The following is a 17,696-nucleotide window of genomic DNA, read 5'->3' as shown; positions in this document are numbered from 1 at the left end:
ACCGCCGCGCGCCGGGCGCCGCCATGCGTCGCGAGGTCGCGCATCGGCATCCGGCGCCGTCGAACCGCAGCGCCGCACGCGGCGTTCATACCGCTCGCCGAAGAGACGGAAGGAGCGGTATCGAGGCATGGAGCAGGACGTCGCGCTCGCCGTGGTCGTTCTGGTGGCCGGGGGCGTGGCGGCGCAGTGGCTCGCCTTCCGCTTCGCGCTGCCGGCGATCGTGCTCCTCTTCGCCGCCGGGCTGGCCGTCGGGCCCGGCCTCGGGCTGATCGACCCGTCCGAGGCGATGGGGCACAACCTCCACACCTTCGTCGGGCTCGCGGTCGCGCTGATCGTCTTCGAGGGCGGGCTCGCGCTCAACTTCAAGGAGCTGCGCGCCGCGGGGCAGGGGGTCGTGCGCCTCACCGTCTTCGCCCTGCCGCTGAACTGGCTCCTCGGGGCGCTTGCGGCGCGCTTCATCGGCGGGCTGGACTGGGCGCCCGCGATCCTGTTCGGGGCGATCATGGTGGTGACCGGCCCGACCGTGATCCTGCCGCTCCTGCGCCAGGCGCGGCTGAAACGCCGCCCCGCCTCCTTCCTCAAGTGGGAGGCGATCGTCAACGACCCCGTCGGCGCGATCCTCGCCGCCGCGGTGCTCGAGCTCGTCCTGCTGCTGCGCTGGGGCGACGACGAGGCGCTGTTCGAGGTGGGGCTTCGGCTCGGCGTCGGGCTCGGCCTCGGGGTCGCGCTCGGCGTCGGCGCCGCCTTCCTCGTGCGCCGTCTCTTCGTCGCGGACCTCACGCCCGAGATCCTGAAGACGCCGATGCTGCTCGCGCTGGCGCTCAGCGTCTACGCGATCGCCAACGTCGCCATCAGCGAGGCGGGCCTCGTGGCGGCGACCGTGTTCGGCGTCACGCTCGCCAACATCGACGTGCCCGGCCTCTCCGAGCTCAGGCGCTTCAAGGAGGGGCTCGTCGTCCTCATCGTTTCGACGCTGTTCATCGTGCTGGTGGCGGACCTCGATCCCGAGGTGTTCCGCGCGCTGTCCTGGCCGATCTTCGGGCTCACCCTCGCCATGCTGCTCGTCGTGCGCCCGCTCGCGATCGCGCTCGCGACGCTCGGCAGCGACCTCGACTGGCGCGAGCGGGTGCTCGTCGGCGCGATCGCCCCGCGCGGCATCGTCGCCGCCGCGGTCGCGGGCCTCGCCGGCCTGCGCCTCGCCGAGGTGGGATACTTCGAGGCGACCGTCATCCTGCCGATGGTCTTCGCGGTGATCGCGACGACCGTGGTCGTCCACGGCTTCGCGCTGCCGCCGCTGGCGCGCGCGCTCGGCCTCTCCACCGGCGACGAGCCGGCGGTCGCGATGATCGGCGCCTCGCCCTGGGCGGTCGACCTCTCCCGGGCACTGACGGAGGCGGGCGTGCGCGTCGTCCTCCTCGACACGTTCAGCGGCGCCACCCGGCGGGCGCGCCGCGCGGGGCTCTCCGCCATCACCACCCAGATCCTCTCCGAGGAAGCGGAGGAGCGCCTGGCCGAGAGCCCGATCGACTACGCCCTCGTCGCCACCAGGGACGACCTCTACAACGCCCTCGTCTGCGCGCGGCTCGGCCCCGACCTCGGCCGCGAGCGGGTCTATCAGCTCCCCGCCTCGGGCAGCCTCGACCTCGCCAGCGAGCTCGATCGCGACTGGCGCGGCAAGCTCTTCGGCCGCATGCCCTTCGCCGAGTACGAGCGCCGCTGGGAAGACGGCTGGCGCTTCGCCGCCGAGCCCGCCGCCCGCGCCCTCGCCCCGGAGACGGACGAGGCGGGCCTCGTCTTCGTGCGCGGCGGGCGCGTCCTCTTCGACAGCCGCGAGGAGGAGGACGGATCCGGCCTCGAGGACGGGATCGCGGTAGTGTTCCTGCCGCCGGGAACGGTTGCACGCGCCGAGGCCGGCGGCGGGGAGCCCGTCGGCACAACGGAGCCCGTCAACGCCGTGCGATCGCGTGGAAGAACGTCCCGCTGACGGCGCCGACCCGGTGCCCCGCGGCTCCGAGATCCGTGCCCTCGGCGTCCACCATGTCCGCGAACGCGGCCTCGCGCGCCTCGTCGCGGGCGACGATCGAGGCGTAGTGGAACTCGTGGCCGACGAGACGCGTGCCGGCGCGCCCGAGGGGGCCGTCCCGCAGCAGCGTCGCGACGCGGTAGCCGAGATTGAACCTGCGCTTCGCGAAGCTCGTCTCCACGGGCAGGAGGCCGAGCATCGGGTGGGCGACGCCGTCGGCGTCGGTGAGCGCGCGGCCGAGCGTCATGTAGCCGCCGCACTCGCCGTGGACCGGCTTCGTCCGCGCGAAGGCCCGCACCCCGGCCTGGAAGCGCGTCGCCGCGGCGAGGCGGCCGGCGTGGAGCTCGGGGTAGCCGCCCGGAAGCCAGCAGACATCGCAGTCCGCCGGCGGCGGCTCGTCGGCGAGCGGCGAGAACGGCACGATCTCGGCGCCCGCCGCCCGCCAGGCGGCGAGATGGTGCGGGTAGACGAAGGAGAAGGCGGCGTCGCGCCCGAGCGCGATGCGCTGGCCGGGCGGGGGCAGGGCGGCGCGATCCTCCGCGTCGGCGAGCCCGCGGGTCGGCGCGGCGGCGGCGAGGACGGCGTCGAGATCGACGCTCGCCGCCACCGTCTCCGCCAGCGCGTCGAGCCGCGCCTCGAGATCCGCCGTCTCGTGGGCCTGGACGAGGCCGAGGTGGCGCTCCGGCAGGACGAGACCGGCGTCGCGGGCGAGCGCGCCCAGCACCGGCATGCCGATGCGCGCGAGCCCGTCCTCGACGAGCCGCCGATGCCGCGGGCTCGCGACCTGGTTGAGGACCACGCCGGCGATGGTGATCCGCGGGTCGAGCCGCGCGCAGCCGAGCGCGACCGCCGCGGCGGATTGGGCGTGGCCCGAGACGTCGAGGACGAGGACGACCGGCCAGCCGAACAGCGCGGCGAGGTCCGCGCTCGCGCCGGTGCGGCCAGTCTCCCCGCGCACGCCGTCGAACAGGCCCATGGAGCCCTCGGCGATCACGATCTCGGCGCCGTCGAGCGCGCGCGCCGCGATCGCGGCCATGGTCGCGTCGGCCATGGCGAACGTGTCGAGGTTGACGCTCGGCGCGCCCGTCGCGGCGGCGTGGAAGGCGGGGTCGATGTAGTCCGGCCCGTTCTTGACGCCGCGCACGGCGTGCCCGCGGCGCGCCAGCGCCCGCTGCAGGCCGAGCGTGACGGTCGTCTTGCCCGAGCCCGAGCGCGGGGCGGCGACGAGAAGGCCGCGGGGCGCGGTCATCCCGCCGCCGCCGTGCGGAACGCCTCGACATGCCCCGCGATCGCCTGCCGGAAGGCCGCGATCGCGCCGATCGCGACGATCGCCGGCGAGGCGACGGCACCCGTCTCGGCCAGCGCCGGGAGCTGCGCGAGCGGGGCCTCGAGCAGCGTCTCGCGCGGGGTCGTCGCGCCGTGGACGACGAGGGTCGGCGTCGTCGGCGAGAGCCCGCCGCGGATCAGCGCGTGGGCGATCGGGGCGAGGTTGGCGACCGCCATGTAGAGCACGATCGGCACGCCGGCGCGGGCGAGCGCGGCCCAGTCGACGCTCTCGTCGTCCTCCGCGCAATGGCCGGTCGCGAGGATCACGGCGTGGTTCGTGTCGCGCGTCGTCGCGGGCACGCCGTGCTGCGCCAGCGCCGCGAGGCCCGAGGAGACGCCCGGGACAATCCGGAAGGAGATGCCGGCCTGCGCCAGCGCGAGCGCCTCCTCGCCGCCGCGCCCGAAGACGAAGGGGTCGCCCCCCTTCAGGCGCAGGACCCGCTTGCCGGAGCGGGCGAGCGCGATCAGGCGCTCGCAGATCGCGTCCTGGCGCGCCGAGGGCCTGCCGCCGCGCTTGCCGGCATACTCGAGCACCGCGCCCTCGCGGGCGAGGCCGAGCACGCCCTCGCCGATGAGCGCGTCGTGGACGACGACGTCGGCCAGGGCGAGCGCGTTGAGCGCGTGCACCGTGAGCAGGCCCGGATCGCCCGGCCCCGCGCCGACGAGCCAGACGGTCCCGGGCGAGAAGACGGGGGAGAGGCGCGAGAGGTCTGTCATGCGGGCCTCCGGGCTCGGTGCGTGCGCTGATTTCGGCGGTGAAGTCCCGCCTCGCTTCGTGTACAGGACCGCGCATGAGCGATCCATCCCGCCAGAGCGGGGAGACGACTGCGCAGAGCCCTTCCGATCCCGACGCGGCCCTCGACGCGCCGCCGCCGGGGCCGCTGCGGCGCGGCTGGACGACGGGCGCCTGTGCCACGGCGGCGGCGAAGGCGGCCTTCGTCGCGCTGCGCACGGGGGCGTTTCCCGATCCCGTGGAAATCGTCCTGCCGCAGGGCGCCCGGCCCGCCTTCGCGCTGGCGCGGCACGAGACGGGGCAGGGGTCCGCGCGCGCGGGCGTGATCAAGGACGCCGGGGACGATCCCGACGTCACCCACGGGGTCGAGGTGCGCGTCACGGTACGCCCGGGCGCGCCGGGCAGCGGCGTGACCTTCCGCGCGGGGGAGGGCGTGGGCACCGTGACCCGCGCCGGCCTGCCGATCCCGGCGGGCGAGCCCGCCATCAACCCGGTGCCCCGGCAGATGATCCGCGACAACCTCGCCGAGGCGGCAGCGGCGCTGGGCGAGGACACGACGGGGGGCGGCGCGCCGGACGTCGAGGTCGAGATCGCCATTCCCGGCGGGGAGGCGATCGCGCTGAAGACGCTCAACCCGCGGCTCGGCGTGATCGGCGGGCTCTCGGTGCTCGGCACCACGGGGATCGTCGTGCCCTATTCCTGCGCGGCCTGGATCCACTCGATCCACCGCGGCATCGACGTCGCCCGCGCCGGCGGCCTCGTCCACGTCGCGGGCGCGACGGGCTCGACCTCCGAGGAGGCCGTGAAGCGGCTGCACGGCCTGCCGGACCAGGCGCTGATCGACATGGGCGACTTCGCCGGCGGCATGCTGAAGTACCTCCGCAAGAACCCCGTGCCGCGGGTGACGATCGCCGGCGGCATCGCCAAGCTGGTGAAGCTCGGGCAGGGCATGCTCGACCTGCATTCCCGCGCCGGCCCGGTGGATCTCGCCTGGCTGGCCGAGCGCCTCGCCGAGGCGGGCGCCCCGGCGGACGTCGTCACGCGCGCGGGAGAGGCGAACACCGCGCTCGAGGTGCTGCGCACGGCGCAGGGGCTCGGCCTGCCGCTCGGCGACATCGTCGCGGCGCACGCCTGGCGCACCGCCGCCAAGGCCCTGCGGGGCGCGCCGATCGCGCTCGAGGTCGTGGTCTTCGACCGCGACGGCGCGCTCGTGGGGCGCATGCCGTTCCACCCGGTCGTGTAGGACGAGCGCCTCCTCCCCGCAGGGGAGGACGGAGGCCGAAGGCCGGAGGGTGGGGAGGGCGGCGATACCGTTCGCCTGGACATCGCAACGGCCCCACCGCCCGCGCTGCGCGCGGACTCCTCCCCTCCGGGGAGGATGCGGGAGCGGCATGCGCCTCATTCGCCGCCCTCCCATCCCGGCCGGAAGCGCCGGTCGTAGTCCGCCGCGTAGAGGCGCGAGCGGGCCTCGCCTGCGCCGGCGAGCGCCGGGCCGACGAGGATCAGCGCCGTGCGCTCCAGCCGCGCCGCGCGCACCGCGGCGGCGAGCCCCGAGAGCGGCGCGCGGATCACCCGCTCGTCGGGCCACGACGCGCGCCAGACGACGGCCGCGGGGCAATCCGGGCCGTAGGCGGGCAGCAGGTCGTCGACGACGTCCTCGATGCGGTGGATGGAGAGATGGATCGCCAGCGTCGCACGCGTCTGCGCGAAGGTCGTGAGTCGCTCGGTCTCCGGCATCCGCGAGGCGCGGCCGGGCGTGCGGGTGAGCACGACGGACTGCGCCACCTCCGGCACCGTCAGCTCGCGCCCGAGCGCAGCGGCGGCGGCGGCGAAGGCGGGGACGCCGGGGGTGACCGTCCAGGGGATGCCGCGGGCGTCCAGCGCCGCGATCTGCTCGCCCATGGCGCTCCACACCGAGAGATCCCCGGAATGCAGCCGCGCCACGTCCTCGCCGGCCGCATGCGCAGCCTCGATCTCGGCGAGGATGGCGTCGAGATCGAGCGGCGCGGTGTCGACGATGCGCGCGCCCGGCGGGCACCAGGCCAGGATCTCGGGCGGAACGATCGAGCCGGCGAAGAGGCAGACCGGGCAGCGTTCGACGAGCGCGCGCCCGCGCACGGTGATCAGGTCCGCCGCGCCGGGGCCGGCGCCGATGAAGTGCACCGTCATCGCGGCACCTCCTCCGCGGATCGCGCCAGCGCGCAGGTGACCCGCGCGCCGGAGATGCGGGCGAGGACGATCGTCGCGCCCGCACCCGCCGCGGCGAGCGCCGCCGCCTCGGCGACGGAGCCGACGTCGTGGGCGGCCTGTGCCCGCGTCGAGCAGGAGACGACCCCGCCGGACGCCCCGCGCAGGACCTCGGGCGGCACCGCCTCGATCGGCAGGCGAAGGCGCGCCGCCGCCTGCGCGAAGGCGGGGAGCGCCGCGCGGGCCTGTGCGGTGGCGAGGCGGTCGACGCGCGCATCGGCGCGCGCCTGCGCCTCGCGGACGATCTCTGCGATCTCGGCCGCGCTCGCGGCGGAGGAGAAGCCGACGCCCGCGACGATCACGGCTTCACCCCGATCCACTGCGTCACCGGCATCGCCGCGCGCCAGCCGTGCATGCCGCCGACCGGCTCCAGCCGCGAGACCGCGAGCCGGCGCATCGTGCCGCCGTGCTCCGCATGGAGCGCGGCGAGGCGCGCCTCGGTCTCGAGCGTCACGGCGTTGATCACGAGCCGCCCGCCGGAGGCGAGCGCCGCCCAGGCGGCCTCGACGACGCCGGGAACGGTCGCGCCGCCGCCGATGAAGACCGCGTCCGGCGCGGGCAGGGCGGCCAACGCGTCCGGCGCGGGGCCGTCGACGATGCGAAGGTCGGGCGCGCCCAGCCGCGCCGCGTTGCGGGCGATCCGCGCCGCCCGGTCCGGCCGCGCCTCGACCGCGATGGCGCGGTTCGCCGGATGCGCGAGCATCCATTCGATGCCGATCGAGCCCGAGCCCGCGCCGATGTCCCACAGCAGCCCGCCCGCGCGCGGCGCGAGCGCCGACAGGGTGACGGCGCGGATCTCGGCCTTGGTGAGCTGGCCGTCGCTCTCGTACCAGGCGTCGTCGCGTCCCGGGGCGAGGGGCACGACCTGCGCGTCCGGTCCGGCGGCGACGCGGATCGCCACCGTGTTGAGCGGGTCGATGCCCTCGAGCGCGAAGTCCTCCGCACGGGCGAGGCGCATCCGCTCGCGCCGCCCGCCCATCGCCTCGAGGACGACGATCTCCGAGCCGCCCATGCCGCGCTCGGCCAGGAGCGCCGCGAGCCGGCCGGGCGTGGTCTCGTCCCAGGAGAGCGCGAGGATGCGCGCGCCGGGCTGGAGATGCGGCACGATCCGCTCGAAGCTGCGACCGTGCAGGCTCACGCACGCCGTCTCCGGCAGCGACCAGCCGAGCCGCGCCGCCGCCAGCGAGAAGGCGGAGGGCTGCGGATAGGCGGCGATCTCGTCGGCGGGGATGCGGCGCGCCAGCTCCGCGCCGACGCCGTAATGGAACGGATCGCCAGTGGCGAGCACGCAGGTCGGGCGCCCGCGGCGGGCCTCGACCACCGCGTAGCCCTCGGTGATGGGGCTCGGCCAGGTCAGGGTCTCGGCCGCGAGCGGCGCGGCGAGCGCCAGGTGGCGCGCGCCGCCGACGACGAGCGAGGCCCCGTCGAGTGCGGCCGCGGCGGCGGGGGAGAGGCCGGCGCGGCCGTCCTCGCCGATCCCCACGATGGACAGCCAGCGTCCGTCAGAGGATATGTCGGGCATGACCATCCTCCTTCTCGGCGGCACCACGGAAGCGACCGGGCTCGCGCATCTGCTGGCGGGGCGCCCGGACCTGCCCGCGATCCTCTCCCTCGCCGGCCGCACCAGCGCCCCACGCGCCGCGCCGCTGCCGACGCGCATCGGCGGCTTCGGCGGCGTGGAGGGGCTCGTGGCCCACCTGCGGAGCGAGGGCATCCGCGCCGTGGTGGACGCGACGCACCCGTTCGCCGCGCGGATGTCGCGCAACGCGGCCGAGGCCTGCCGCATCGCCGGCGTCCCGCTCCTCGCGCTCGTGCGCCCGGAATGGACGCCCGGCCCCGGCGACCGCTGGACGACCGTGGCGGACATGGCCGGGGCCGTCGCCGCGCTGGGCGAGGCGCCGCGACGCGTATTCCTCACGGTGGGGCGCCTGGAGCTCGCCGGATTCGAGGCCGCGCCGCAGCACGCCTATCTCGTGCGCACGATCGATCCCATCGGGGAGGTCGCCCTGCCGAATCTCGTCGAGATCCGCCACCGCCCGCCCTTCGACGATGCCGCCGAGCGGGCGCTGATGGAGACCGAGCGCATCGACGTGCTCGTCACCAAGAATTCCGGCGCCGCCGCCACCCGCCCGAAGCTCGACGCCGCCCGCACGCTCGGCCTGCCGGTGATCGTGGTCGACCGCCCGCCGCGCCCGGAGGGCGTCCAGGCGGTGGCGACCCCGGAGCAGGCGCTCGAGTGGCTGGAGTGGGTTCATGCCGGCGCTCCGTAGCTGCGCGGCGTGAGCACCCAGGGGCGCTCCCCGTCGGGGCGCGCGATCAGCCGCGTCGTCGAGGCGCCGATGATCACGAGCGTCGCCATGTCGGCCTCCTCCGCCCGCACCTCGCCGACCGTGCGGATGGTGAGCCGCTCGTCCGGGCGACCGACGGCGCGGGCGAGGAGTATGAAGTGCTCCGGCGCACGGATCTCGCGGACGATCTCGAAGGCGCGACCGAGTTGCCAGGGGCGGGCCTTGGAGATCGGGTTGTAGAGGCAGACGGCGAGATCCGCCTCGAGCGCGAGGCGAAGCCGCTTCTCGACGACCTCCCACGGCTTGAGATTGTCGGAGAGGGACATCGCGCAGAAATCGCCACCGAGCGGCGCGCCGAGCCGGGCGGCGGCCGCGAGCATCGCCGAGATGCCGGGCTCCACCCGGATGTCGAGCGCCCGCCAGGCCTGATCGCCCGCCTCCAGCGCCTCGAACACCGCCGCCGCCATGGCGAAGACGCCCGGATCGCCGCCGGAGACCACGGCGACCCGCCGGCCCTCGGCCGCCAGGGTCAGCGCGTGCCGCGAGCGGTCGAGCTCGACGCGGTTGTCGGAGGCGTGCTTGGTCCGGCCGGGGCGGTCCGGCAGGCGGTCGACGTAGGGGCCGTAGCCGACGACATCCGTGGCCTCGTCGAGCGCGCGCGTGGCAGCGGGCGTGATCCAGTCGGGACCGCCCGGGCCGAGGCCGATGATCGTGAGCCGTCCGGTCACGGCCGCCTCCCTTCGCCGGGGACGATCACGAGGGAGAAATACGGTGCGACGTGATCGTCGGGAACCTCCGCCACGGGGATCATCCGCTCGCCGTCCATCGTGGCGCGCTCGACGTAGACCGCCCGGCCCGTGAGCCCGGCCTCGGCGAGCGCACCGCGGACCTTCGGCCAGTTGCGGCCGAGCTTCATGATCACGGCGGCGTCGGTGTCCTCGAGGCGCCGCGCCAGCTCGGCGGCGGGGAGCGTGCCGGGCAGCACGGTGAGAACGTCGTCGCCCCAGGTGATCGGCGCGCCGGCGGCGGTCCAGGCGCCGGACATGGCGGTGATCGCGGGGATGGTCTCCACCGACAGGCGCTCCCGCAGGCGCCGCCAGAGATGCATCCAGGAGCCGTAGAAGAACGGATCGCCTTCGCACAGCACGCCGACGCTGCGCCCTGCGGCGACCTCGTCGAGGAGGCGCGCGACGCAGTCCTCGTAGAAGGCGGCGAGCGCCTCGGCATAGGCGGGATCCTCGATGGGAATCTCGGTCGTCACCGGATAGACCATCGCGATCTCCCGCGCCGGGTCCGCCCCGACCACGGCGTCGGCGATGGTGCGGGCGTTGCCGCGTCGGCCGGCCTTGCAGAAGTGCGCGAGCCGATCCGCGCCCTCCAGCGCCGCGCGGGCGCGCACGCTCATCAGGTCCGGGTCGCCCGGCCCGAGGCCGATGCCGACGATGGCGGCGCGCGCGCTCATTCGACGGCGCTCGCCAGCGCGTTGATCGCCGCGGCCGTCATGGCCGAGCCGCCGCGCCGTCCGTGGACCACGACGAAGGGCACACGGCCGTCCCTCGCCAGCGCCTCCTTCGATTCCGCCGCGCCGACGAAGCCGACGGGGATGCCGATCACCGCCGCCGGCCGCGGCCAGCCGGCGTCGAGGAGCTCCAGCAGCCGGAACAGCGCGGTCGGCGCGTTGCCGATGGCGACGACGGCGCCTTCGATGTGATCGCGCCACAGCTCCATGGCGCCGGCCGAGCGGGTGTTGCCGATGGCCTCGGCGAGGTCCGGCGTGCGCGGGTCGTCGAGGGTGCAGACCACCGCGTTGCCGGCGGGCAGCCGCGCGCGGGTGACGCCGTTCGCGACCATCTTGGCGTCGCACAGGATCGGCGCGCCGCGGGCGAGGGCGGCGACCCCGGCCTCCGCGAAATCCGGCGACATTTCCACGTCCTTCGGCAGGTCGGTCATGCCGCAGGCGTGGATCATGCGCACGACGACCCGCTCGGCCGCGCCCTCGAACCGGGCGAGATCGGCCTCGGCGCGGATGATCGCGAAGGAGCGCGCGTAGATCGCGCCGCCGTCGCGGATGTAGTCATACGCACTCACGTCTCGTGGTCTCCGAAGGCGGCGGCGAGGCCGCGCGGGTCGCTCGTGCGCCGCAGGATCGCGGCGATGGTGGGCAGGGGGAGGGCGGCGACGGGTGCCTCGCCCGCCGTGCCGCCGGGGATCACGTCGTAGCGCCCGTCGGCGCGTCCGACCAGGGTGAGATCCGCCGTGCGGGGATGCGCGCAGCCCTTCGGGCAGGCGGAGACGTGGATGCGTGCGCCCGCGTCCGCGAGAGGACGGACGGCCTCCGCTAGCGCGAGGGCGTCCTGCGGCGCGGCGGAGTGCGCGCGCCCGCAGGCCGGCGCGCCGGGGCAGGCGACGAGGGCGAGGCGCGGGTCGGCGGGGTCGGTGACGAAGCCGAGGGCTCGTGCCTCCGCGATGATGCTGTCGGCGGCGGCAGGTGTCAGATGCGGGATCAGCACGCCGCGGGTGAAGGACAGGCGCAGCTCGCCGGCGCCGTGCGCCACGCTCCACCCCGCCGCCGCGCGCAATTGTTTTGCCGTCGCGCGCCCGAAGGGAAGAGCGAGCAGAAGGGCGCCCTTTGCGATGAAACCCGCGGCGCGGTCAAGGCCGAACGCGTGTTCCGCTTCCCCTCGGAGACGAGTCGATGGGACAGGAGGACCGACGCTGACGTTCTCCTTCCCTGTAGGGGAAGATGGCGCGCCGCCGTAGGCGGCGTGACGGATGGGGCGCGGCGCGAAGCGACGCTTTCCGCGAAGCGGAAGCCCCGGCGGCAGCCCGTCTCGCCCGTCGATTTCGGCTTCGCCGAACGCGCGTCCCGCGCGCCCCATCCGTCTCGGCTTCGCCGAGCCTCCTTCCCCTACAGGGAAGGAGGAGGACGGCGTCCGCGCCGTCGCAGTCGCGATCGCCTCGGCGGCCTCGGGCGGCGTGTTCCGCATGCGCCGCGCGTCGCCGCGATGGCGGATGAAGCCCTCGACGGCGCGTGCGACCCTGTTCGCCGCCTCGGCCAGCGGTACGGGGGCCACCCAGGCATAGCCGTCCCCCTCGGCGAGCCCGATCGCCACGCCGCCCTCCGCCGGGGCGATCCACACGTCCGCCCCCGGCTCCAGCGGCAGCGCCCCTCCGCCGTCGACCGCCACGTGGAACTTCGCCGGCAGGCCAGAAGCCGCGTTCCCGACCAGCTCCTCGATCTCGGCGGCCAGGGCCGCGGCGTCGAACGCCTCCGCCGGGTCGATGCCCGCGAGCGGCGAGACGAGCGTCAGGCGATAGGGTCCCTCGGCCTCCCCCTCCAGCAGGCCGGTCGCCGAAAGTCGTTCCAGCACAGCGGGATGCGTCGCTTCGCTCACGCCGCGGATCTGCAGGTTGCCGCGCGCCGTGACGTCGAGGAGGCCGTTGCCGCAGGCCTCCGCCGCGTCCGCGAGGGCGCGCGCCTGCGCCGCCGAGAGGATCCCCCGCGGCGGGTGGACGCGCACGAGGAGGCCGTCGCCCGTCTCCATCGGGCGGCGCGCCCCGGGGCACCATCCGCGTCGCAGCGAGGGCGCGCTCATTCCGCCGCCTCCCGGGTTCCGTCGGCTGCGAGCGCTGTGGCGACCGAGTTCGACCGCGTCACCCACAGGCCCCGCCGCAGCGCGTCCGACAGGCGGTCGCGGATCGCGGCCTCCGCCGGCGCGTTCGCCTCGCGCAGCCGCGCGTTGACCGCTTCGTCCGCGACCAGCGCCGCGAACACCGCCTCGAAGGCGTGGCTCGAGACGACATCCGTCGTCGCGGCGAAGGCGTAGAGCGCGTCGACCCCCTGCGCCAGCTCCGCCGCCCCGCGCCAGCCGTGGCGCAGGCAGCCGTCGATGAAGCGGCCGTTTGTCAGGCGCCCGCGCACGATCCGGTCGATGTCCTCGGCGAGCGTGCGCGCCTTCGGGGCGGCGCGGGTGGTGTCGAGGCTGTAGAGGACGGGCGCGGCGCCGAGCGTCTCGGCGGCGGCCGCGAAGCCGCCGACGCTGTCGGGAATGGCGTCGCCGTCGAGGAGGTCGCGCTCGGCCACGTCGGTCGTGTGGACGAAGGCGTCGGCGGCCGCGACGCGCGCGTCGAACGACGCTTCCGCCGTGCCCGCGCCGCCCGCCCCGTAGGCGTGGGAGGTGTTGGCGAGGTAGGCGCGGCCGAGATCGGCGCGGGTCTCCCAGCTGCCGTCGAGCGCCAGGCTCGCGACGCCGGCTCCGTTGTCTCCCGGCGCCGGGCCGAAGACGCGGGCGAGAGATGCGCCGGCGCGGCGTGCGGCGGCGAGCGCGTTCCAGTCGTCCGCCTCCTCGAGCGCCGCGACCGCGCGGGCGGCCTGGTCGATCAGCGCGAGCTGGTCGGGGAAGGTGTCGCGGAAGGCGCCGGAGACGCGCACGGTGACGTCGGCGCGCGGATGGTCGAGCTTCGCGATGGGCACGATCTCGAAGCCGCCGACCCGGGTCGTGGCGTGGTCCCAGACGGGCACGACGCCCATCAGCGCCAACGCCTGGGCGATGTCCTCGCCCCCCGTGCGCAGCGTCGGCGAGGCCCAGAGGTCCATGACGATGCGCCGCGGATGGTCGCCCTCCTCCTGCAGATGCCGGCGCACGATCTCGGCGGCGGCGCGCGCGCCGAGCTCGGCGGCGGCACGGGTGGGGATGGCGCGGGGGTCGAGGGTGGTGAGGTTGCGCCCCGTCGGCATCACGTCGAGGCGCCCGCGCGAGGGCGAGCCCGCGGGCCCGGGCGCGACGAAGCGGCCGTCGAGGGCGGCGAGCAGCCCCGCCCGCTCGCCGGCGGCGCTCGCGGGATCGCCCGAGACGCCGAAGACGTGCAGCCCGTCGCGGAAGGCCGCCTCGCCGATGTCGCACAGATGCGCGTCGAGCCGGGTCAGCGCCTCGTCCATCGGCGTGTCCGCATCGACGCCGCAGGCCTCCGCGAGGCCGTTCGCGCGGGCGCGCTCGAGGATGTCGGCGGCGACGAGGGCGGCGCGGCGCGGGTCGAGCACCTGGGCGGAGGAGAACTCCTCCACCCGCTCCTTGAGCCCCGTATGCTCGCCGTCGATCCCGGACTCGGCGACGTCCGGCGTCAGGTGCCCGATCGTCACCGCCCCGATCCGCCGCTTGGCGGGCGCCGCCTCGCCGGGATCGTCGACGACGAAGGGATAGACGACGGGCGTCGCGCCGGCGAGGAGCCGCGGCCAGTCGTCGGGCGCGAGCGCCACGGCCTTGCCGGGGAGCCATTCGGTGGTGCCGTGGGTGCCGAGATGGACGAGCGCGTCGATCCGCTCGATCTCGCGCAGCGCCGCGTAGAAGGCGTGGTAGGCGTGGGTCGGGGGCAGGTTCGGGTCGTGGTAGGACGCCTTGCGGTCGCCGCGCCCGCGATCGGGCTGGAGGGCGATCACCACGTTGCCGGCGCGGACCACGCGGAACACGAAGGCGTCGCCGTCGCAGGCCGGATCGTCCTCCGGCGCGCCCCAGGTCTCGGCGAGTTCCGCGCGGCGGGCCGCGGGGAGCTCGGTGAGCCGGGCCTCGTACCAGGGGAGGGGGATGCGCAGCGTCTCCGCGCCGGAAAGAAGGTGCGGAATCAGCGTGTTGGCGTCCACGGCTCGCGCCGCGTCGTAGCCGGCCTCGCGCAGCAGATCGAGGATCGCGACCGCGCTCGCGGGCGTGTCGAGACCCACCGCGAACCCGGTCCGCCCGCCGCGGGCGGGGTAGTCGGACAGGATCAGCGCCAGCCGCCGCTGCGCCCGCGGCGTCGCCGCGAGCCGCGCCCAGGCGGCGGCCTGATCCGCCCCCGAGGCGATCCCGGCCGGATCGGGCGCGCTCTCGCGGCGCGCGAAGGCCAGCGCCGGGTCGGGTTCGGCGTCCGCCTTGAAGGAGATCGGGCCCGCTACGATGCGGCCGTCGAACTCGGGCAGGGCGATCTGCATGGCGAGATCGGCGGCGGACAGCCCCCGCTCGGAGCCGGCCCAGGCCTCGCGCGTGGTGCCGACGGGGATCGCCTGCAGGACCGGGCAATCGGCGGCGTCGAGCACGAAGCCGGCGCCGTCGCGCGCGGAGAAGGCGGTGGTCGCCAGGATCACGGCGGGCTTGCGTGCGGCGAGCGCCCGGCGCACGACGGCGACGGGCTCCGGGTCCTTCAGGCTCGCCACGGCGAGCACCAGCGGCGCGAGCCCGCGATCCGCCAGCGCCTCCGACAGCGCCCGGGCCGGCCCGGTCTCGCCGGCGAGGATCGCGGACCGGTAGACCAGGATCGGCGCGAGCGGCCGGTCCGCCGGCAGCCGGGCGAGGGCGGCCTCCGGCTCTTCCGGCCCGTGCTCGGGCGACCAGGCGAAGCCCCGCGGCGTCGGGATCGGGGGCGCGATCGCATCGCGCCGGCCGGTCAGCCAGGCGTCGATGCCGCTCAGCAGCCGGCCCATGTTCTCGACCCCGCCGGCCGTGAAGTACGCCTCCAGCGCATCGCAGCAGGCCGCCGGCACCGTGGAGAGGTCCGCCAGCCGCGGGTCCGGCCGGTCGTCGCCGGGGATCACCGCGAGCGCGATGCCGTTCGCCCGCGCCGCCTCGGCGAGCCGCTCCACCCCGTAGCGCCAGTAGTCGAGCCCGCCGAGGCAGCGCACCAGCACGAAGCGCGCCTTCGCCGCGGTGTTGTCCACGTAGAGATCCACCGAGAGCGGGTGCTTCAGGCGCCTGAGCGAGGCGAGCCGGACGGAGACCCCGTCCGGCGCTCCCGCCCGCGCGGCCGCGAGCGCGGAGAGGTCCGAGTCGGCGAAGGAGAGCACGACGACGTCCCCCGGCGGCTGAGCCAGGTCGACGGCGGCCTCGCCGTCGTCGAGGGAGATCGTGCTCGCCGGGAGGAGGTGCATGGCGCGGCGCCCGCGCCCTCAGCCGGCGAGCGCGCGTTCGACCGCGGCGCGGTCGAAGTCGTGCAGGCCGATGACGACGAGGGAGCCGCCGCGCGCCTCGCCCGGCTTCCAGGGCCGGTCGTAGCTCTGCGACACGCGGGTGCCGACGCCCTGGACGACGAGGCGCATCGGCTTGCCCGTCACCTCGGCGAAGCCCTTGATGCGCAGCACGCCCGCGACCTCGGCGGCCTTCGCCACACGACGCAGCAGGTCGTCGGGGCTCTCCACCGCTGCGATGGGAATGGCGACGCTCTCGAAGTCGTCGTGGTCGTGCTCGCCCGCGTCGTCGTGGTGCGAGGGGCGCGCCGCGAGGTCGCTCTCCGCGGCCGCGCCGAGGCCGATCAGCGCCGCCGGCTCGGCCTTGCCGTGGGCGACCTCGAGGATCTCGACGGCGCGCGGCAGGTGCTCGCGGATGTCGGCGACGACGCGGCGGCGCTCGTCGACGGACATGGCGTCGACCTTGTTGAGGACGACGACGTCGGCGCAGAGCAGCTGGTCCTCGAACACCTCCTCGAGCGGGTTGTCGTGGTCGACGGAGGCGTCGTCGGCGCGCTGGGCGGCGAGCTTCGCGGGATCGTGCGCGAAGAGCCCGGCCGCCACCGCCGGCCCGTCCACTACCGCGACGACGCCGTCGACCGTCACCCGCGAGCGGATGGCGGGCCAGTTGAAGGCGTTGACCAGCGGCTTCGGCAGCGCGAGGCCCGACGTCTCGATCAGGATGTGCTCGGGCGGGTTCGCGCGGTCCAGGAGCTTCGTCAGGGCGGGCACGAAATCGTCGGCGACCGTGCAGCAGATGCAGCCGTTGGGCAGCTCGACGATGTCGTCGGCGGTGCAGCCCTCGATGCCGCAGCCCTCGAGGAACGAGCCGTCGAAGCCGAGATCGCCGAACTCGTTGACGAGCACGGCGAGGCGGCGCCCCCCGGCGTTCTCGACGAGATGGCGCACGAGGGTGGTCTTGCCGGCGCCGAGGAAGCCGGTGAGGACCGTGCAGGGTATCTTCGACAGGTTCGCCATGGCTGGCTCCTACTCGGCGGCCGCGGTGCGGGGCGCCGGAAACGGGGGAATGCGGGCGACGACGCCCTTCTTGAAGATCTGCGGGCGCTCGCGCCAGGGCACGATGCCATCGGCCGTCTCGGCGTAGCGCGCGAGCCCGTCGAGGATCTCCTCGACGTGCGCCGCCGGGTCGAGATCGCCCCAGACGTAGGTCCAGCGGCCCGGCGCCGTCACGGCGACCGTGCACGGTCGCTTGCAGACGGAGAGGCACGCCACGGCCTCGACCCGCACCGGCAGGGGTGCGCCCGCCGTCGCGCGGGCGGCGAGCGCATCCTCCAGCCCGCGCTGGAGGATCGAGCCCGGCCGATCCTCGGTCGCGTCGGGGCCACCCTGGGGGCGGCAGGTGGCGCAGACGTGCAGGACGATGTCTTCGGGGGAAACGGTCATGGGGCGCTCAGGCGAGGCCGGTGACGAGGAAGCCGGCCCCGACGACGGCCACCGCCACGCCGGCCATGCGCAGCTGCGTGGGGGCGGCCAGCGTCACGCCGGCCCACAGGGGCTGGGCGACGAGCGACACGCCGACCATGATCGCGCCCTGGACGGCGACGAGCCCGGCGAGGTAGGCGGCGAGCGGGGTCGTCTCCGCGCCGATGATCATCTCCGCCAGCGCATGGCCGTGGATCAGGCCGGCGAGGGCGAACAGCGAGGCGGCGGCGGCCAGTGGCAGGGTCGGGCGCAGGGCCGCGACGACGCCGAGCCCCACGACCGAGAGCGCCACCAGCACCTCGCCGAGCGGCAGGTCGACGGCGGCCACGTGGAGGCCCACGCCCGCGACCATCGCCAGCAGCCAGGCGCCCGGCAGCGTGAAGGCCCGCCCGAAGCGCGCCGAGATCAGGCCGACTGCGAGCAGCGCGGCGAGGTGGTCGACGCCGATGATCGGATGACCGAAGCCGGAGAGCAGGCCCTCCGTGAAGGTCGACGGCGTCGTGCCGCCCATCGGGTGGTGGGCGAGCGCCGGCGTCGCGGCGAGGAGGCCCGCGGCGATCAGGAGGATACGGGTCTCGAAAGTGCTTCGTCCGGTCATGTCGCTCTCCGTCGGCGCCCGCGGCGCTCGTGCTTCTCGCTTCCACGGAGAGACGCGGCCGGCGG

The 17,696-nt window shown here is 75.5% G+C and carries 16 protein-coding genes; 3 read left to right on the top strand and 13 right to left on the bottom strand.

All coding sequences use genetic code 11. The annotated features are described in order from the left end of the window. The first annotated feature begins 127 nt into the window (after window positions 1–127). On the top strand, window positions 128–1,984 hold the full coding sequence (locus tag G407_RS27820; RefSeq protein WP_084327538.1) for a cation:proton antiporter: 1,857 nt from the start codon (window positions 128–130) through the stop codon (window positions 1,982–1,984). On the opposite strand, the gene G407_RS0114220 is transcribed toward G407_RS27820, so the two are convergent. Both G407_RS0114220 and cobA read right to left on the bottom strand, forming a co-directional pair. After that, window positions 1,947–3,272 carry a cobyrinic acid a,c-diamide synthase CobB gene (locus tag G407_RS0114220; RefSeq protein WP_029031335.1) on the bottom strand — a complete coding sequence of 442 codons (1,326 nt, stop codon included), beginning with the start codon at window positions 3,270–3,272 and terminating at the stop codon, window positions 1,947–1,949. The two genes, G407_RS27820 and G407_RS0114220, sit on opposite strands and share 38 nt — an antisense overlap. Beyond that, a complete protein-coding gene (gene cobA / locus G407_RS0114215; RefSeq protein WP_029031334.1) occupies window positions 3,269–4,066 on the bottom strand; it encodes a uroporphyrinogen-III C-methyltransferase in 798 nt (265 codons plus the stop codon). The genes G407_RS0114220 and cobA overlap by 4 nt, the downstream gene beginning before the upstream one ends. A 74-nt stretch (window positions 4,067–4,140) precedes the next feature. Between cobA and G407_RS0114210 the strand changes: the two genes are divergently transcribed. Then, window positions 4,141–5,325 carry a cobalt-precorrin-5B (C(1))-methyltransferase gene (locus G407_RS0114210; RefSeq protein ID WP_084327537.1) on the top strand — a complete coding sequence of 395 codons (1,185 nt, stop codon included), beginning with the start codon at window positions 4,141–4,143 and terminating at the stop codon, window positions 5,323–5,325. A 155-nt stretch (window positions 5,326–5,480) separates the two neighbouring features. Here the strand turns inward: G407_RS0114210 and cobM are convergent, their stop codons facing one another. Genes cobM through G407_RS0114195 form a run of 3 tightly spaced genes read right to left on the bottom strand, consistent with a single transcriptional unit; the run spans window position 5,481 to window position 7,857 of the window. Continuing rightward, entirely contained in the window at window positions 5,481–6,251 is a 771-nt protein-coding gene (gene cobM / locus G407_RS0114205; protein WP_029031332.1) for a precorrin-4 C(11)-methyltransferase, read from the bottom strand. Then, complete coding sequence (locus G407_RS0114200) at window positions 6,248–6,631, bottom strand: cobalamin biosynthesis protein (RefSeq protein ID WP_029031331.1); 384 nt, start codon at window positions 6,629–6,631, stop codon at window positions 6,248–6,250. Before G407_RS0114200 ends, cobM begins: the two co-directional genes overlap by 4 nt. Continuing rightward, window positions 6,628–7,857 carry a bifunctional cobalt-precorrin-7 (C(5))-methyltransferase/cobalt-precorrin-6B (C(15))-methyltransferase gene (locus G407_RS0114195; protein ID WP_029031330.1) on the bottom strand — a complete coding sequence of 410 codons (1,230 nt, stop codon included), beginning with the start codon at window positions 7,855–7,857 and terminating at the stop codon, window positions 6,628–6,630. The genes G407_RS0114200 and G407_RS0114195 overlap by 4 nt, the downstream gene beginning before the upstream one ends. Between G407_RS0114195 and G407_RS0114190 the strand changes: the two genes are divergently transcribed. After that, window positions 7,850–8,599 (top strand): cobalt-precorrin-6A reductase, encoded by a 750-nt coding sequence (locus G407_RS0114190; protein WP_084327536.1) that lies wholly within the window; start codon window positions 7,850–7,852, stop codon window positions 8,597–8,599. The two genes, G407_RS0114195 and G407_RS0114190, sit on opposite strands and share 8 nt — an antisense overlap. On the opposite strand, the gene cobJ is transcribed toward G407_RS0114190, so the two are convergent. From cobJ to G407_RS0114150, 8 genes are read right to left on the bottom strand one after another with little or no spacing between them, the layout of a single operon-like run. After that, complete coding sequence (gene cobJ / locus G407_RS0114185; protein WP_029031329.1) at window positions 8,581–9,345, bottom strand: precorrin-3B C(17)-methyltransferase; 765 nt, start codon at window positions 9,343–9,345, stop codon at window positions 8,581–8,583. The genes G407_RS0114190 and cobJ overlap by 19 nt on opposite strands. Next, the gene (locus G407_RS0114180) at window positions 9,342–10,079 is read right to left on the bottom strand and encodes a precorrin-2 C(20)-methyltransferase (RefSeq protein WP_029031328.1); all 738 of its coding nucleotides are present in this window, start codon (window positions 10,077–10,079) and stop codon (window positions 9,342–9,344) included. Before G407_RS0114180 ends, cobJ begins: the two co-directional genes overlap by 4 nt. Then, window positions 10,076–10,705, bottom strand: a complete 630-nt coding sequence (locus G407_RS0114175; protein WP_029031327.1) for a precorrin-8X methylmutase — start codon at window positions 10,703–10,705, stop codon at window positions 10,076–10,078. The genes G407_RS0114180 and G407_RS0114175 overlap by 4 nt, the downstream gene beginning before the upstream one ends. Further along, a complete protein-coding gene (gene cobG / locus G407_RS27815) occupies window positions 10,702–12,213 on the bottom strand; it encodes a precorrin-3B synthase (protein WP_043539841.1) in 1,512 nt (503 codons plus the stop codon). Before cobG ends, G407_RS0114175 begins: the two co-directional genes overlap by 4 nt. Beyond that, window positions 12,210–15,515 carry a cobaltochelatase subunit CobN gene (cobN, locus tag G407_RS0114165; protein WP_029031326.1) on the bottom strand — a complete coding sequence of 1,102 codons (3,306 nt, stop codon included), beginning with the start codon at window positions 15,513–15,515 and terminating at the stop codon, window positions 12,210–12,212. Before cobN ends, cobG begins: the two co-directional genes overlap by 4 nt. An 18-nt stretch (window positions 15,516–15,533) precedes the next feature. Then, window positions 15,534–16,568 (bottom strand): cobalamin biosynthesis protein CobW, encoded by a 1,035-nt coding sequence (gene cobW / locus G407_RS0114160; RefSeq protein WP_029031325.1) that lies wholly within the window; start codon window positions 16,566–16,568, stop codon window positions 15,534–15,536. Window positions 16,569–16,577: 9 nt separating this feature from the next. Beyond that, window positions 16,578–16,994, bottom strand: a complete 417-nt coding sequence (locus G407_RS0114155; protein WP_029031324.1) for a DUF1636 family protein — start codon at window positions 16,992–16,994, stop codon at window positions 16,578–16,580. A gap of 7 nt (window positions 16,995–17,001) precedes the next feature. Further along, window positions 17,002–17,631 carry a HupE/UreJ family protein gene (locus G407_RS0114150; protein ID WP_052341385.1) on the bottom strand — a complete coding sequence of 210 codons (630 nt, stop codon included), beginning with the start codon at window positions 17,629–17,631 and terminating at the stop codon, window positions 17,002–17,004. Between the last annotated feature and the right edge of the window lie 65 nt (window positions 17,632–17,696).

The sequence above is a fragment of the Salinarimonas rosea DSM 21201 genome (assembly GCF_000429045.1).
In the GTDB taxonomy this organism is placed as follows: domain Bacteria; phylum Pseudomonadota; class Alphaproteobacteria; order Rhizobiales; family Beijerinckiaceae; genus Salinarimonas; species Salinarimonas rosea.
This window is presented reverse-complemented; position numbering and strand designations above follow the sequence as displayed.

What these genes read in the sequence shown, in the direction of transcription:
- cobM (WP_029031332.1), bottom strand. Translation starts at nt 6,251, where the DNA reads ATGACGGTGCACTTCATCGGCGCCGGCCCCGGCGCGGCGGACCTGATC.
- cobA (WP_029031334.1), bottom strand. Translation starts at nt 4,066, where the DNA reads ATGACAGACCTCTCGCGCCTCTCCCCCGTCTTCTCGCCCGGGACCGTC.
- G407_RS0114220 (WP_029031335.1), bottom strand. Translation starts at nt 3,272, where the DNA reads ATGACCGCGCCCCGCGGCCTTCTCGTCGCCGCCCCGCGCTCGGGCTCG.
- G407_RS0114190 (WP_084327536.1), top strand. Translation starts at nt 7,850, where the DNA reads ATGACCATCCTCCTTCTCGGCGGCACCACGGAAGCGACCGGGCTCGCG.
- G407_RS0114195 (WP_029031330.1), bottom strand. Translation starts at nt 7,857, where the DNA reads ATGGTCATGCCCGACATATCCTCTGACGGACGCTGGCTGTCCATCGTG.
- cobG (WP_043539841.1), bottom strand. Translation starts at nt 12,213, where the DNA reads ATGAGCGCGCCCTCGCTGCGACGCGGATGGTGCCCCGGGGCGCGCCGC.
- G407_RS0114210 (WP_084327537.1), top strand. Translation starts at nt 4,141, where the DNA reads ATGAGCGATCCATCCCGCCAGAGCGGGGAGACGACTGCGCAGAGCCCT.
- G407_RS0114150 (WP_052341385.1), bottom strand. Translation starts at nt 17,631, where the DNA reads ATGACCGGACGAAGCACTTTCGAGACCCGTATCCTCCTGATCGCCGCG.
- cobN (WP_029031326.1), bottom strand. Translation starts at nt 15,515, where the DNA reads ATGCACCTCCTCCCGGCGAGCACGATCTCCCTCGACGACGGCGAGGCC.
- G407_RS27820 (WP_084327538.1), top strand. Translation starts at nt 128, where the DNA reads ATGGAGCAGGACGTCGCGCTCGCCGTGGTCGTTCTGGTGGCCGGGGGC.
- G407_RS0114180 (WP_029031328.1), bottom strand. Translation starts at nt 10,079, where the DNA reads ATGAGCGCGCGCGCCGCCATCGTCGGCATCGGCCTCGGGCCGGGCGAC.
- G407_RS0114155 (WP_029031324.1), bottom strand. Translation starts at nt 16,994, where the DNA reads ATGACCGTTTCCCCCGAAGACATCGTCCTGCACGTCTGCGCCACCTGC.
- cobW (WP_029031325.1), bottom strand. Translation starts at nt 16,568, where the DNA reads ATGGCGAACCTGTCGAAGATACCCTGCACGGTCCTCACCGGCTTCCTC.